Genomic DNA, 14850 nt, shown 5'->3' on the forward strand with positions numbered 1-14850 from the left:
CACCGCCCGAGGTTGCTGTCAGCCCACGCGCCGCAGCAAGACCGCGGTGAACTGCTGGGTGCTTCCCCACGGGGTGACGTGGTCTTCCCCGCTGGTCGAGAGCAGTTGGTAGCCGGAAAACTGGGCTGCGAGTTCGAGGTGGGTGTAGCGGACGATGGGCAGTCCGCTGCAGGTCAGTGGGCCGTCGGGTCCGAAGGTCGCCACCACCGCGAAGCCGTCGGGTCTCAGCGAGCGTTCCATCGACGCGAGGTAGTCGCTGCGTTCGTCGGGTTCGGTCAGGAAGTGGAACACGGCGCGGTCGTGCCAGAGTGCGAACCGCTTGCCCAGCCGCAGGTTGAGAACATCAGCGACCTGGAGGACAACCTGGTCACCGGACGGCCCAAGCCGCTCACGGACCGTTCGGAGCGCGGTCGCGGACAGGTCGATAGCGGTCAGGTCGCGGTAGCCGCGCTCCACGAGGTGGTCGACGAGTGTCGACCAGCCGGCACCGACGTCGAGAATCGGCTCGGCGGTGCCGAGCCGGGCAGCGTCCACGAGTTCTAGGGACAGGCCGGGGACCGACTGCCACCAGGAGACCGCGTCGACGCCTTTGCCGTCGTGGACCGCCTCCCAGTACGCACTGCGGGACTCGGCATCGTCTGGCCGCGCCGGTGAGATGTCGGGCATGGCTTGAACGCTACAGCCGGAAGCTGACGCGTTAGCACGACCTGGAAAGCGTCAGCGAACCGTCATCACTCTGCCCGTCGCAGCGGTCACACTGCGGCCCTAGGGTGACCGCATGGGCGAGTCTGCTGGACTGGGTGAACAGAGCGTGACCCCGCTGGGCGAGGTCGCCGTCCTTGTCGACGGCGGCGACATGGATTGTGGCAGTGGCCTGCTGTTACTGATCACCCGGGCGATGCGTCGCCTCCAGACCGGGCAGTTGCTCGGTGTCCGCAGCGCGGAGGCGAGTGTGGTCACCGACCTGCCCGTGTGGGCCGACTTGGTGGGGCACCAGGTCACCGCCGAGGTCGCCGAGTCCATTGAAGGGCCGTGGTGGTTCTCAGTGCGCAAGGCAGGTGCCGCGCCGTTGTCGTCCACGGTGTTCAGCCAGGGTGACAGGACGCCGGTAGGGCACCGGTTGTGGGCCTACACAAACTTCGACTGCAACCTGGCGTGCCTGTACTGCTGCGCCGAATCGTCCCCGAAGACGGACAGGCGGCGACTCGCCCCGCAGGTCGCGCGCGACGTCTTCGCCGAGTTCGCAGCCCTGGGCGGGCGTGAGTTGTTCCTCACCGGCGGGGAACCGTTCATGCACCCCGACCTGGGCGACCTCGTTGAGGCCGGTGAGGGGCTGGAACGGACGATCCTGACCAACGCGATGATCTTCGCGAGGGGAAGCCGGCGGCAGACGCTCGAGGCGCTGGACCGCTCGGTGGTGCTGCAGGTCAGCCTCGACTCAGCCACCCCTGATCTGCACGATCGTCAACGGGGCTACGGTTCCTGGTCCCGCGCGCTGGACGGGATCACGCTGGCCAGATCCCTGGGTTTCCGGATACGGGTGGCGGCGACGCTGTTTGACGAGGACCCGGCCGGAGTGGAGGCATTGCACCGGCGCCTCGACGCCGAAGGCATCGCCCGGGAGGATCGGGTGATCCGGCCGGTGGCCCACGAGGGGTTCGCCGGCGCAGGGATCCATGTCTCCATCGACAGCCTGGAACCAGAACCCACGATCACCGCCGACGGGGCCTGGTGGCACCCGGTCGCGGTCACCAACCCGCACCTGCGGATCGCCGACGCGCCGCTGCCGCTGGCCGAGGTCTTCGGCGTGGTCCGAGACACCCTCGCTGTTCAGGACGCCGCGGCCGCCACCGGCCGGGAGGTGTTCCGCTGTGCCTGACGTGAAAACTTCGGCACAGGTGATAGCCGGGCTCGCCGGCAGTGCAGTCGGCCCACCGGTTCCACTGACCCACCTTGGAGGCGCCTGATGATTGCGACGACGCGGCGGACCTTCCTGCTCGGCTCGGCCGGTTTGCTCGTCCTGACCGCCTGTGGCGGCGCGGATGGCTCGGGTGCCGGGGCGGGCTCCCAGCGGCCCCCTGGGCCGCTGGGGATGTCCGCGATACCGGACCAGGATCCCGAGCTGCTCAACCGGCTGTATCCGGTGGTGGCCAAGCGATTCGCGGGCGACACCGGACTTCAGGTCGTGTACCGGCCGGTCACCGACTACACCGCGGTGGTCCGCGCCTTCGAGATCGGCGACATCCAGCTGGCGTGGATGGGCGGCCTGACCGGGGTCCAGGCCCGCGCCCGGGTCCCGGGAGCTAGTGCGATCGCCCAACGTGACATCGACGCCGACTTCCACAGCCTGTTCATCGCTGCAAAAAGCTCCGGTCTGGCACCGTTCGCGGACACTGCGGGGCTGAAGAGCCTCGCCGGTCACACGCTGACCTTCGGCAGCCAGACCTCGACCTCGGGCCGGTTGATGCCGCAATACTTCATGAAACAAGGCGGCCTCGATGCAAGCGACCTCAAGGGGAAGCCCGGCTTCTCCGGATCTCACGACGCGACCATCGAGGCCGTCGCATCGGGAAGCTTCGAGGTCGGTGCGGTCAACGAGCAGGTCTGGAAAGCCACCGTGGCGGCCGGCAAGGTCGACCTCGGCAAGGTCGTGATTTTGTGGCGGACTCCCGGATACGCCGACTATCACTGGCTGGCCCGCCCCGATCTCGACCAGACCTTCGGCGCCGGAACCACCGGCAAGATCACCAATCTGCTCCTGGGGCTTGACGCCACCAAACCCGACGACGCCGCGATCCTCAAACTCTTCGGAGCGCGATCATTCATCGGGACCAAGAACGCGAACTACGACCAGATCGAGGCGGTCGCCAAGGAGCAGGGCCTGCTGGCATGAGCGCGTCGACGCCAGTCGTGAGGCTGCGCCAGGCAGGGCGGCGCTTCGGCACCCACCAGGCGCTCCACCAGGTGGACCTCACAGTGCACATCGGCGAGCGGGTCGCCCTCCTGGGCGCCAGCGGTGCCGGGAAGAGCACCCTGCTGGGGCTCCTCAACGGGTCGGTCGCAGCCTCCGAAGGCACGGTTGAGGTCTTCGGCCGGCAGTTCGTCGACCTGTCACCCGGCGACGTGCGCGCGCTGCAGCGGCGGATCGGCACCATCACCCAGGGGCTTGACCTGATCGAACAGGTCCGGGTGCTTCACAACATCAACGCTGGCCGCCTCGCTCAGTGGAGCAGCCCCCGCGCAGTGGCCTCCCTGCTGTGGCCGAGGCCCGACGACAGCGTTCGCGCCGCTTTGCGCCGCGTCGGAATGGAATGGGCGCTGCACGAACGCACCGACCGCCTTTCCGGCGGCGAGCGGCAGCGGGTCGCGATCGCCCGGCTGATCCTGCAACAGCCCGAGCTGATCCTGGCCGACGAACCCGTGTCCAGCCTGGACCCGGCTCGCGCGGCCGAGACGCTCGAACTGCTCCGCGCGCCAGGGCGCGACGCCACCCTTGTGGTCAGCCTGCACCAGCCGGCACTGGCACGGCAGCACTGCACCCGCGCGGTCGGGCTACGCGACGGTGCCGTCATCTTCGACGCCGCGGTCGACGACCTGACCGCAGACCTGCTCTCCGACCTGTACGCCCTGGCATGACCGGGCTGCTCGACCGCCCACCGGCCACAGTGGATCCCGGTGGTGGCTCCGCGAGGTCGCGGCGGATTGTGACCGGCAGAGTCGTGTGGATCCGGCGGCTGATGGGTCTGCTGCTCGCGGCCGGCCCGGTCGCCTGGGCCCTGCACCGCAGTCTTCCTCCGGGAGCGGATCTGGTGAACCGGGGTGGACTGCCGCTGCTCGGCGACCTGTTCGCGTCCGCGCTCCGCCCATCGCTCGAGCCAGGCTTCCTAACCCTGGTCCTGGACGCGGTCGGCGTCACGTTGGCCTTCGCGACCCTCGGCACGACGGGTGCCCTCGTGATCGGCCTGGTCGGCGGACTCATACTCAGCGACGCCGCGTGGACCCGCCCACCACGGTGGCCTGTGCGCGTCGTCCGGCTCCTGCTCCGGAGCGTCCTCGTCGCTGTCCGCTCCGTGCACGAACTGGTCTGGGCCCTGCTGTTCGTGAGCGTGCTCGGCCTGGACCCCCTCGTCGCAGTACTGGCCATCGCGCTTCCGTTTGGTGCCCAGACCGCCCAAGTGTTCGGCCAGACCTTCGACGACCTGCCGCACGGACCCTTGAGGGCGCTACGGAACGCGGGCGCATCCCCGGTCCCTGCCCTGGTCTACGGCCTGCTGCCCGCCGCGGCGCCGCTACTTTTGTCGTACTCGTTCTATCGGTTCGAATGCGCGATCAGATCCACCGTGCTGCTCGGTGTCGTCGGCGTCGGAGGCCTCGGCCAAGCGATAGTCGTCAGTCTCCAGTCGAGGAACTGGAACGAAGTGTGGACCCTGATCGGCGCAGTCCTCCTACTGTCCGCCCTGGTCGACCTGTGGAGCACCAGAGTCCGCTCAGACATGGCAGTCGTGACTTGCTCGGACTGGTCCGGTGGCCGCACGCAGCACAAACGTGGCCGCAGCGCACAGAGGGATGCTGCGGCCATTGTTCGCCGTACCAGCTCACGGTGGGCCCGCTGGTCGGCGCTGGTCCTTCTGCCCGGCATCATCGTCGCCTGGCTGACGTCTGGTGTCTCGCTCGCCGGCCTCACCAGCCCCCGCACCCGAGACCTGACCGGACGGCTGCTGCAGGACCTGTGGCCTCCTCAGCTCCCGAGCGGAGGCTGGCAGGTCCTCATCGGTTCGACTCTGGACACGATCGCCATGGCAATCCTGGCGATCACGGTCGCCGTCATCATCACCGTGGCCCTGGGACCGTGGGCGACCAGCCCACGCCACCCTCCCACCGACCATGCCGGCCTGGCGCGGCTAGCGACCCGGTCGATCTCCCGTGCAGTCTTGTTGGTGCTGCGATCCATTCCGCCGACCGTCTGGGCCGTCGTGGCGCTGCTCGTACTGTTCCCCGGAGTCCTCCCCGGAGCGCTGGCGTTAGGCCTCTACACCGGCGGCATCCTCGGCCGACTGGTAGCCGAGGCGTGGGAAAGCATCGACACCCGCGCCACCGACGTCCTGCGCCACGCCGGAGTGACCCAACGGGTGGCCGCGGTCGCCGCAACCGTGCCACCCTCGGCCCAACAGTTCCTCACCTACACCCTCTACCGGTTCGAGATCTGCCTGCGAGACACCGCGGTCGTCGGCATCGTCGGCGCCGCAGGCCTCGGACAACTACTCGCCGAAAACCTCGCCACCTTCAAATACCCCACCATCACCACCCTCCTCGCCGCCTCGTGCGTCCTCAGCATCACCACCGAACTCGCCACCCGCCGCCTCCACCAAGCAACACGAAATTGACAGCAGGGATGGGCTCACTGCGCGATATGTGATCGCAGGCGGGGTTCTGTATCTTGGGGATCCGACCGGACAAACGCGGGAAGTAGACGCGGCCGGCCTTGTGGCCGGTGCCGTCACCGAGCATCCGTGGGACCGCGAGATCGCGGGTGCACCGGGTCGAAGCAGCAGTGGGGAGCGCCGTCGCCTCATCGCACCTGGCAGCGGTGACTCACCAACCGCGAGTACGCCGTCTACTGCCCTTCGGCTGACCAAGTCTGCAAGCGCCACCGCAGCCCCCGGGCCATCACCGTCATGCTCGCGTTCCGGTCGGCTGTGCGGCGGAGTTCGGTGATGTCACCTCCACCCAGCTCGGCAATCCGTTCTCGCTCGAGGAAGGGACTGAGACCGGGCTGACAGAGCACGCCGTGTCGATCAAAGGGAGGTGGCGCCAGGTTCAGCGATCCGGTCTTGAAGGAATACATACTCCACGCCTTGGTGTCCAGCGCGCCGAGCAGCGCGATCACCGGCATCAGCGAGCACCGTAGTCAGGCACGAAGACTTCGGTGCCGCCTTGCAAGGCCGACTGGTGAGCGCAGATCCCAGGCGCGGTCCACGTTGCCGCGGTCCGCGCGTCCACACGTGGCCGCCGCTCCTCCAGGATGCTTGAGACGAACTCGTGCACAAGATGAGGGTGCGAACCGCTATGGCCGCCATCGGTGAAGCGGCGTAGGGATTCGGGGAGAAGGTCGGCGGCACCGGTCGGACAGACGTCCTTCTCGATCACCACCCGGCCGCGTTGCCCTGGTTCGTGCGGCAGCATCGCGAATTCCTTCATCGGGCCGCCTTCCAGCTGCGGCCATTCGAGCGCACCTGAATCGCCGTATACGGAGAAGCCTTCGAGGTAGCTCCGGCCCAGCTGAAAGAACGACATGGTCACGTTGGCCACCAGGTCTTCGTCGCCGCTCAACTTGAACAGCCCAGCCTCGGTGCCGAAGCCTTCCCCGGCCACGCCGATGTGATCGGACGTCAATCGACTCGATCCGAGACATCGCACCGACTCCACCCGCTCGCCAGTCAAGGCGAGCGCTGGGGAGAGCGCGTGCGTGACGTAATGCATCGGCGGATAGCCGAGCCAGTACGGTGGGTAGCCGTCCAGGTTCTGCAGATGTTCGCCCCGAAAGTACGCCGGTCTGCCGAGCCGGCCGGAATCGAGCAGTGAGCGGGCGTGGAAGTACTCGCGGGAATAGGCCGCGGTCTCCATCATCATGTAGTTGCGCCCGGCCTCGTCCTGGGCGGCGATCAGCTGGTCGAGATCATTCAAAGTCGTTGCCATCGGCACGGCCGAGGCGCAGTGGCGGCCGGACTTCAGGACCTGTTGCACCTGGCCCGCATGCAGCGCCACAGGGGTCACCAGATGGACCGCGTCCCAGCCGGGTGCATGGAGGGCTTCTTCCAGACTGGCGAAACGGTCGGCGACATCGAAGCGATCAGCCACGGACGCAGTACGGTCGGGATTGCTGTCGACCACAGCCACGCGGCCGACGGACTCGTGGGCCTGGTAGATCGGGACGAAGTCGGCGCCGAACCCCAGGCCGACCACGATGACGTCGATCCCCATCAGACAGGTACCTCTCTTTCTTCGCCGAACAAGAAGATGGCGCCACCGCTGGCGAAGTTGTCCAGATCGGCAGTGGCCTCCCGGCCCGCCTGGGATTCGAGGACGAGCTCCAGGTCGGCGCGGATGTCGGTATAGAGCTCAGCCAGGCAGTGGTACTGCGGTGGGGTGCCGCCCGGCGCGGGGTCGAACCGGCAGACGGTCCATCCGGTCAGGCCGGCCATGCGTTGGGCGAGCGGGATGTGCTTCTCGTCGTAGTACCGATCGAAGTCCTGCGTCGAGGACGGTGTCCCGTCGAGATCTGTCACCCTGTACATGTCAACCCCTCAGTCCGGTCAGTGCGATGCCTTCGACGAAGTACTCCTGGGCGAAGGCGAGGAGCACGACGATCGGCAGCAGCACCACGGCCGCGGCTGCCATCAGATAACCCCACTGTGCCGTGTAAGTGCCCTGGAAACGATGCCTACCCCATCGCGAGCGTGTACTTGTTCGCGTCGTTCCAGTAGATCAACGGCCCGAGATAGTCGTTCCAGACGTTGAGGATGGTGAATACCTCGACCACGGCCAGTGCTGGTTTCGGCAACGGCAGGATGATCCGCCAGTACACCTGGAACGGAGTCGCCCCGTCGATGTACGCCGACTCATCAAGCTCGTACGGGATGGACAAGAAGAACTGCCGGAGCAGGAAGATGTTGAACACGGCCGTGCCGAAGAACGATGGCAGGATCAGCGGTAGTTGCCGTCGCACGCCTGCAGTCCCGCCAGGAAGATGACAGCGACGTTGCCGAACCCCCAGACCGACATCTGGCCCAGCGAGGGAATCGCCGTACTCTCGTCAAAGATCCACTGCGACCGCGGCAGCCCAGCTGACACGCGGGATGAAGCAGGGCACCGAGGCGACGAATCCAAGGAAGCCTCGACGCCCTGCGGTTCGAGGGAATCAGCTCAGCTGATGCCGTGGCGGCGTCTTGTTCTCGCTCGACCAGCTGAAGCCCGCTCAACCCTGGCAGAGTGTCGATCTCGTTGTCTATTCGGCGTGTTTCGGCCAGGCTGTCGACTCCATCGAACAGATAGCCGAGCAGTAGCCGGACGTCTTCGTCCGGCATCACCCCCGAGCCGGCGGTGCGCGCGTGTGCTCGGGGCCAGTCGGTAACCTGCTCGGCCTGAAAGCCGAAGGTGGTGTCTGCCAGTGCCCGTTCGAGCAGGGCATCGCCAAGGCAGACGTCCCGAAGGCAGTCGCCCCGTTCCTGGTCGGCTCTCAGGCAAGGTCGTTGCGCAATCACCTACTGGCCCGCCACAGGACCTCGGCCGGCCACCCCACCGGGGGCGACCAGCCGGTTCCTGTGGCGGTCGGCCGCCGGACGGGAGGTAGGTATCCGGCGGCCGAGGTTCGTCAGGCGTTCTTGGCGCTGGTGTTGATGGCGCCGTTGACGCCGTTGGGGAAGAAGCCGCCCTTGGTGACGCTCTTGGGGTTGAGGTAGACGATGTTGAGGACTTGACCGGCGCTACGGCTGAAGGCGATGCCGTTGGCGTCGGTGGGGACGATGTTTGTCTTGCCGTGGAAGATGGTGCCTTGGTCGAGGTCGCTACGGCCGTCGAGGCTGTCGCGGGCGTTGGAGATCGCGACAGACGGGGTCTGCAGGCCGCGGGCGACCAGCGTGGTGCGGATGTTGGCCGCGTGGTACGCCTCGACCGCCAAGATGCCGGCGGCGGCCTCGAGGTAGGTCTTGTTGGTGATCAGCGGTGCGGCGCCTTTGTACGCCGTGACGCCGACGTCCTCGAAGACGTAGGCGGCCAGCAGGAAGTTGTTCTCGTTGGCGTAGGCATCGAACTTCTGGCCCGGCTTGATCAGCCCAGCCGCAGTCGCTGCCGCGCTGAACGCGGCGTCGATGTCGATGCAGGGGCGAGCGACCGCGGCCGCTCCGAGTGCTCCCCGGAGGAACTTCACGTGGGCGAGTTCGTCAGCGGCGATCTCCTGGGCGTACGCCTTGACGATCTTCGACTGGAACTTGACCTTCCGGCCGCCGCGGACGCCGCCCGGCCTGCCCCTGCCGTAGATCTCGGACGCGGGCAGGCCGTAGCCACGGACTGCGCGCAGGTAGAACTCGGCCTCGAGGTACTCCAGGTTGAGGGCGAAGTTCAGCACCGCCCCGTCGCTCGGCTTGGCGGTGTCATGGTGGAGGCCGAGGGCGGCTGACGCCGTACTGGTGGTCAGGAGCCCAGCTCCAGCCACCCCGATCCCGGCTACCCCGGCCGATCTGAGGAACCTGCGTCGATCGACGTCGTTCTCGGCGCTGCGGTTGATGGCGTTGCGGATGAACAGCTTGTCGAACATGAGCTTCTCTCCTGATGGCGAGAATCCACTCAGGTGGGCGGAACCCCGACGGGGACCTGGAGCCGGCCCGCCCCACGAGGAGACGGCGCCGACCATCCAGTCGTTCGGAGCCACCACGCCGCCGGATGGGTGTCAATTGGTCAGAAGATCCTCGACCTTGCGGGTACGGCGCTGATCGTTGAGCCCGCGTGCGCAGAGCGTGGACAGGGGGGACCTGGACACGGCGATCTCAGCTTGATCGCGATCGCCCCGCACGCCCGACATCGGCAGTTCGCTTTGCCGCCTCGGCCTCTGCGAGCGCCTGAGCGGCATTGACGAGTCCGAGGTGGCTGAACGCCTGTGGAAAGTTCCCGAGGAGTTCGCCGCTGACCGGATCGACCTGCTCGGCGAGGAGACCGAGGTCGGTGGCGTAGCCAGCGGCCCTCAGCAAAATGTCTCGGGCCTGCTCGGTCTGGCCCGTCAGCGCCAGAGCGTGCGCCAGCCAGAAGGTGCAAAGGAGGAACGTGCCCTCCGGTTGCTCGAAGCCATCGTCGCCTTGATATCGATAGAGCAAACCTCGCTCGTCCTGCAGACTGTTCTGGATGGCGGCGATCGTCGACAGCAGGCGTGGATCTGATGCCGGGAGGAAGCCCATGATCGCCATCAGCAGACCCGACGCGTCGACCTCGTCCGATCCGAACGACTGCGTGAAGGCGCCGACGCGTTCGCTCCACCCACGGGCGAGGATGCTTTCGCGAATCTCGTCCCGGACCAGGATCCAATCGGCTAGCTGACCGGCAGTGACGGAGAGCTGGTCCGACATGCGGATGCCGCGGTCCAGCGCCACCCAGCACATCAGTTTGCTGTGCAGGAACGGGCGCGCCTGGCCACGAAATTCCCAAATTCCCTGGTCGTTCTCCCGCCACCGGACCGCTGCCGCGTTGACCGCCGATCGCAGAAACAACCGGGTCGACTCGTCCAGGTCACCCAGCTGCAGCCTCAACGTATAGGCCGCGTCCAGCAGCGCTCCGTATACATCGAGCTGTTGCTGCGCCCAGGCGCCATTTCCTACCCGCACCGGCCCACTGTTCCGCCACCCCGAAAGGTGCGAGAGTTCGCGTTCGGAGAGGTCGCGCTCGCCACCGACGCCGAACATGATCTGCAACGGCAGACCTCGCTCGAGTTGTGTCGCCGCCGCCCTGGTCAGGAACGCAAAGAACCGGGCTGCCTCGTCTGGGCAGGCCGCCACGTACAGACCTTGCAGAGTCATGCTGGCATCGCGGATCCAGGTATATCGATAGTCCCACGTGCGGCCGGATCCCACGCCCTCGGGAAGACTGGTCGTCGCCGCCGCTACGATAGCGCCGCTTCGCGCGTAGGTCAGTGCCTGCAACACGACTCCGCTGTGGTGCACCAAGGTGCGCAGCGGCCCTTCATAGGCTTGATGAAGGCTCGACCATGATCGCCATGATGTTTCGGTCGCCTTCAGTCGGCGACGGATCTTGCGGGGCTTCCACACCTTCGCCGACGGCCCCCACGGATCCCATTGCTGCAGAGCGAAGGTCACCTGCTGGCCGGGCCGGAGTATCAAGTCACCGGTCGCGCACCCGGCGGCGATTTGCAGGTGAGCATCGGTGCTGAGCATCAGAACCTGCGAACCGCCGTCGGCGATAACCGCTCCGGGCGCCAATGTCAACCGTGGATGAACCAGCCCGAACTCCGGCCGGGGCGCGAATTCCACCCGCACCGCTACCGAGCCCCGCGTGCAGCGCACATGCCTCAGCAGCACCCCGGGCGCGCTGCGGCCCAACTCATGTCCGTGTTCCTGCGCGCCGAGCGCCATCGCGTCGGTGACTACTAGCTCGCCATCTACAGCTCTCCACGTCGTTTCCAGCACCAGACTCGACGGGAGGTAGCGCCACGTCGACGTGTAGCCGCCAGCGGCAGGAGCGATGAGAAAGTGTCCGGCCACATCATCCAGCAATCTCCCCAGCACCGGTGGACTGTCGAACCGAGGCAGGCACAGCCAGTCGATCGAGCCGTCCGCCGTCACCAGCGCAGCCGAACCACAGTCAGACAGCAAGGCATGCCGATGAAGAGGTACGTCGCTCATGGAAGCCATTCCATCGCACCTCCCACCATGTTGTAAGCACAGCGAGATTGCGTAGTCCGACGGTAATCCGGACCAGCCCGACGCGGTCACCGGCAACGCAGCGCCATCTGCTCAGTCGAGGAGGCTGTCCAAGCCGGGCAGGCGGCTGCGGTAGCCGCGCAGAAGAGTGCGGGCGGTGTTCACGGAGTCGACCAGTGGATGGAGCGCCAATGCTTTGACCGCAAGGGCGGAGGATCTGGTGCCGGCTGCCTGGATGGTGAGTTGCTCGACGGCCTTGACCTGTTGGATGAGACCTAGCTGGTCGCCTGGCAGTGGAGCGGTCGCCAGGGGATGGGGGCCATCCGCATCAACCGTGCAAGGCACCTCAACGACGGCCTCGGGCGGCAGGCCCGGGATCGTGGCCCCGTTGCGTACGTTGAGGATCATCGTCGCGCGCTCGTTGCGCGTGATCGCCGCCATGATTGCCAGTGCGACCCCTTCGTAGCCGCCCCCTGCGATGTCGGCGGCGTCGCGTGACTCCTCGGCGGTCCGCCCTTCCTTCATATACGTGGCATCCCGCTCCTGGCGGACCTGTCGCCATTGCGCCAGTGCCGTGCCGGGCCGCGCGGCGACAGCGTCGTAGAAGGTTCGCTGCTGGCTCAGCAGGAACTCCCCTCGAGTCTCGGCGCCGCCCCGGATCGATCTCACTGCATCGCGGGTGAAGTAGTAGTAGTACAAGTACTCGTTGGGCAGACAGCCGAGCGCTTGGATCCACTCGGCGCCGAACAGTCGGCCCTCCTCGATCGTGGCCAGCAACTGGTCGTCCTGGATCAATTCGGGAAGGACATCCCGCCCATCGTGGCCCAGACCGGTGAGCCATCCCAGGTGATTCAGCCCCGCGTACGACACCGACGTTCGATCCGGATCGTGTCCCAATGCCCGGGCCGCGCGGCGTCCCAGTCCGATCGGCGAGTCGCAGATCCCGATCACCCGCTGCCCTAGAATCTGCTGCATGGCCTCGGTGATCATTCCGGCAGGGTTGGTGAAGTTGATAACCCAGGCCTGCGGGCACATCAGGGCCGCGCGCTCGGCGATCTGTACCGCGGTGGGCAGGGTGCGCAGTCCGTAGGCCAACCCTCCGGGCCCGGTGGTCTCCTGTCCGAGCAAGCCGAGATCGAGCGCCACCCGTTCGTCTGCGGTGCGCCCTTCGAGTCCGCCCACGCGGATTGCCGAGAAGACGAAGTCGGCGCCTTCGAGGGCGACGTTCAGGTCGGTTGTGGTCTCCACTCGCGGTGGCTGTTCCTGTTCCTCGCCGAGCTGTCGAAGGACTTGCCCGATGGCGTCCAGCCGGCCGGGTGCGACGTCGTACAGGGAGACCTGGTCGACTCGTTGGGTGCCCTGGTCACGCATCACTGCGCCGTAGACGAGCGGGACGCGGAATCCTCCACCGCCCAGGATGGCCAGCTTCATGCGGTCCGTACCTCCACTCCCTTGTCAGCGCACAGTTGCAGCGTCGCGGGGTCGGCCCCCGCGCTGGTCACCATCATGTCGAGATCCGCGACATTGCAGACCCTGAGCTTGCCTGTCCCTGGGAACTTGTGCGGATCGGCCAGCAGGACGGATCGATCAGAGGCTTCGATCAGGGCTCGTTTGATCGGAACCTCGACCAGGGTGGTGTCCAGCACCTCGCCGTCGCGGCGAATGCCGCTGGCACCCAGAAAGGCGAGGTCGGCATGGACCTGGCGTAACGCGTCCTCGGTCAGCACCCCCACGAGTGAGTGGTAGGCACGCCGCACCCAGCCGCCCAACAAGATGAGCTCGACCGCCGCGTCGTCGCGCAGCACGTCCAGTACTGCGAGGCTCGTCGTCATCACCGTGATCCTGCGTCCGCGAAGCTCCATGGCCAACAGTTGGGTAGTGGTCCCGACATCCAGCAGGATCACGTCGCCGTCGCTGACAACGGTGGCCGCGAGGCGGGCGATGGCGCGCTTGTCGGGAGCCTCGTTGGCGGCCACGGTGGCGAATGGGCGCTGGACGTCGGCGTCCTCCGAGTCGCCCGCGGGGATCATGGCGCCACCGTGCACCCGGGTGATCCGACCCGCCTCGTCGAGGTGCTGCAGGTCCCGGCGGATCGTCGCCGAACTGACCCCGAGCATGCGGGCCAGGTCCTCCACCGAGGTGGCTCCGTCGGTCCGCAGCCGCTGCACGATCTCGAGTTGCCGCTGATGTCGCACCTGCCGAAGATACCAGTCATTATCAGTCAGAAGCGCGCAGTGTCCGCGTATTTTTGATCAGAAATGCTTGCCAGGTCAGGTATGTCAGGAGCAAGATGGCCGACATGCCGGACACGACGTATGACCCACTGGCCGGCCGGCGTGCCCCCGGAGGCGCAGAGTTCGATGTCTTCCTGTGGGGGACGGTGTTCCTCGACATCATCTTCACGGGGCTGCCGGACCGCCCTGCCGACGGAACCGAGGTCTGGGCCGAGGGGATGGGGTCGTCGCCGGGTGGCACGGCCAACCTGGCGATCGCGGCCAGTCGGCTCGGTCTGCGGACCTCGCTGGCGGCGGCATTCGGAGACGACGATTACGCGGACTTCTGCTGGCGGACCTTGTCCCAGCAAGAGCACGTCGATCTCGGGCCGGTCCCGGAGGTTCGACAACTGGCACTCGCCTGTCACTGTCTCGGTGGCGTACGCCGGCGACCGCAGCATGGTGACCCACGGCCACCCGTCACCGGTCTCGGCCACCGAGATGATCGGCCAGCCACCACGGAGCCGAGCTGTGATTGTCGACCTCGGGGACGTCGACACACTGGGTGATCCAGACCATCCGACCTGGGTCGACCTGGCTCGCAAGGAAGACGCCCTGGTCTTCGCGGATGTCGGCTGGGACGGCAGCGGTGCATGGTCGATGTCCGTGCTGGATCAGCTCGAATATTGCGATGCCTTCCTTCCCAATGCGGGAGAGGCGATGGCGTACACCCGCACCGAGACCGCGCAAGACGCCCTGTACGCCCTGGCGGATCGAGTACCCCTGGCTGTCGTCACCAATGGTGGGGAGGGCGCCCTGGCAATCGATGCGAACACCGGCGAAGAAGCCCGGGTGCCGGCACTCCGTGTCCCGGCGCTGGACCCGACCGGGGCGGGTGACGTCTTCGGCGCGGGACTCGTTGTCGGCACGCTGGCCGGCTGGCCGCTCGACCACCGACTCGCTTTCTCCACGCTCTGTTCGGCTCTGGCCGTCCAGCAGTTCGGTGGCTCTCTCGCAGCACCCGGTTGGGGAGACATCGCCGACTGGTGGCACGAACTTCGCGACTCGCCTGACAAGTCCAGCTACAGCCGATCGTTGCGAAGCCGGTACGCGTTCCTCGACGAGATCGTTCCCACCGTCCCTGTCGGCGCGGTCCGTCGCGCCGCGGCCACCATCGCCCGGAACGCGGACGTCACCCCGATCTGATCGCCACA

Annotated in this window: 16 protein-coding genes; 6 read left to right on the forward strand and 10 right to left on the reverse strand. The window is 66.9% G+C overall.

Going from position 1 to position 14850, the window contains the following annotated elements; translation table 11 throughout:
• Positions 1-18 precede the first annotated feature (18 nt).
• Positions 19-666 (reverse strand): class I SAM-dependent methyltransferase, encoded by a 648-nt coding sequence (locus tag F1D05_RS30035; RefSeq protein ID WP_185443766.1) that lies wholly within the window; start codon positions 664-666, stop codon positions 19-21.
• A gap of 112 nt (positions 667-778) precedes the next feature.
• Between F1D05_RS30035 and F1D05_RS30040 the strand changes: the two genes are divergently transcribed.
• The 4 genes from F1D05_RS30040 (at position 779) to F1D05_RS30055 (ending at position 5384) form a co-directional block, all read left to right on the forward strand.
• A complete protein-coding gene (locus F1D05_RS30040; RefSeq protein ID WP_185443767.1) occupies positions 779-1879 on the forward strand; it encodes a radical SAM protein in 1101 nt (366 codons plus the stop codon).
• 87 nt (positions 1880-1966) lie between these two features.
• The gene (locus F1D05_RS30045) at positions 1967-2893 is read left to right on the forward strand and encodes a putative selenate ABC transporter substrate-binding protein (protein ID WP_185443768.1); all 927 of its coding nucleotides are present in this window, start codon (positions 1967-1969) and stop codon (positions 2891-2893) included.
• Complete coding sequence (locus tag F1D05_RS30050) at positions 2890-3636, forward strand: phosphonate ABC transporter ATP-binding protein (protein ID WP_185443769.1); 747 nt, start codon at positions 2890-2892, stop codon at positions 3634-3636. Before F1D05_RS30045 ends, F1D05_RS30050 begins: the two co-directional genes overlap by 4 nt.
• Positions 3637-3704: 68 nt before the next feature.
• The gene (locus tag F1D05_RS30055; protein WP_185443770.1) at positions 3705-5384 is read left to right on the forward strand and encodes a PhnE/PtxC family ABC transporter permease; all 1680 of its coding nucleotides are present in this window, start codon (positions 3705-3707) and stop codon (positions 5382-5384) included.
• Between the two features lie 230 nt (positions 5385-5614).
• Here F1D05_RS30055 and F1D05_RS30060 read toward each other — a convergent pair whose 3' ends face one another.
• The 9 genes from F1D05_RS30060 to F1D05_RS30100 all read right to left on the reverse strand — a co-directional run bounded on the left by F1D05_RS30060 (position 5615) and on the right by F1D05_RS30100 (position 13618).
• On the reverse strand, positions 5615-5893 hold the full coding sequence (locus F1D05_RS30060; RefSeq protein WP_185443771.1) for a hypothetical protein: 279 nt from the start codon (positions 5891-5893) through the stop codon (positions 5615-5617).
• Complete coding sequence (locus F1D05_RS30065) at positions 5893-6981, reverse strand: Gfo/Idh/MocA family protein (RefSeq protein WP_185443772.1); 1089 nt, start codon at positions 6979-6981, stop codon at positions 5893-5895. The genes F1D05_RS30060 and F1D05_RS30065 overlap by 1 nt, the downstream gene beginning before the upstream one ends.
• Positions 6981-7295, reverse strand: a complete 315-nt coding sequence (locus tag F1D05_RS30070) for an EthD family reductase (protein ID WP_185443773.1) — start codon at positions 7293-7295, stop codon at positions 6981-6983. Before F1D05_RS30070 ends, F1D05_RS30065 begins: the two co-directional genes overlap by 1 nt.
• 146 nt (positions 7296-7441) lie before the next feature.
• Positions 7442-7726 carry a carbohydrate ABC transporter permease gene (locus tag F1D05_RS30075; protein ID WP_206685880.1) on the reverse strand — a complete coding sequence of 95 codons (285 nt, stop codon included), beginning with the start codon at positions 7724-7726 and terminating at the stop codon, positions 7442-7444.
• Positions 7705-7851, reverse strand: a complete 147-nt coding sequence (locus F1D05_RS30080) for a hypothetical protein (protein WP_206685881.1) — start codon at positions 7849-7851, stop codon at positions 7705-7707. The genes F1D05_RS30075 and F1D05_RS30080 overlap by 22 nt, the downstream gene beginning before the upstream one ends.
• A 520-nt stretch (positions 7852-8371) precedes the next feature.
• Positions 8372-9313, reverse strand: a complete 942-nt coding sequence (locus F1D05_RS30085) for a ferritin-like domain-containing protein (RefSeq protein ID WP_185443774.1) — start codon at positions 9311-9313, stop codon at positions 8372-8374.
• Between the two features lie 229 nt (positions 9314-9542).
• Positions 9543-11405: a glycoside hydrolase family 15 protein gene (locus tag F1D05_RS30090; protein WP_185443775.1), complete on the reverse strand. Its 1863-nt coding sequence runs from the start codon at positions 11403-11405 to the stop codon at positions 9543-9545.
• Positions 11406-11516: 111 nt separating this feature from the next.
• Complete coding sequence (locus F1D05_RS30095; protein ID WP_185443776.1) at positions 11517-12854, reverse strand: 6-phospho-beta-glucosidase; 1338 nt, start codon at positions 12852-12854, stop codon at positions 11517-11519.
• Positions 12851-13618, reverse strand: a complete 768-nt coding sequence (locus tag F1D05_RS30100) for a DeoR/GlpR family DNA-binding transcription regulator (protein ID WP_185443777.1) — start codon at positions 13616-13618, stop codon at positions 12851-12853. The genes F1D05_RS30095 and F1D05_RS30100 overlap by 4 nt, the downstream gene beginning before the upstream one ends.
• 95 nt (positions 13619-13713) lie before the next feature.
• Here F1D05_RS30100 and F1D05_RS41170 point away from each other — a divergent pair, with 95 nt between their 5' ends.
• Positions 13714-14205: a hypothetical protein gene (locus F1D05_RS41170; RefSeq protein ID WP_246486091.1), complete on the forward strand. Its 492-nt coding sequence runs from the start codon at positions 13714-13716 to the stop codon at positions 14203-14205.
• On the forward strand, positions 14168-14842 hold the full coding sequence (locus tag F1D05_RS41175) for a carbohydrate kinase family protein (RefSeq protein WP_246486092.1): 675 nt from the start codon (positions 14168-14170) through the stop codon (positions 14840-14842). The genes F1D05_RS41170 and F1D05_RS41175 overlap by 38 nt, the downstream gene beginning before the upstream one ends.
• Positions 14843-14850 lie beyond the last annotated feature (8 nt).

The sequence above is a fragment of the Kribbella qitaiheensis genome (assembly GCF_014217565.1).
GTDB lineage: Bacteria > Actinomycetota > Actinomycetes > Propionibacteriales > Kribbellaceae > Kribbella > Kribbella qitaiheensis_A.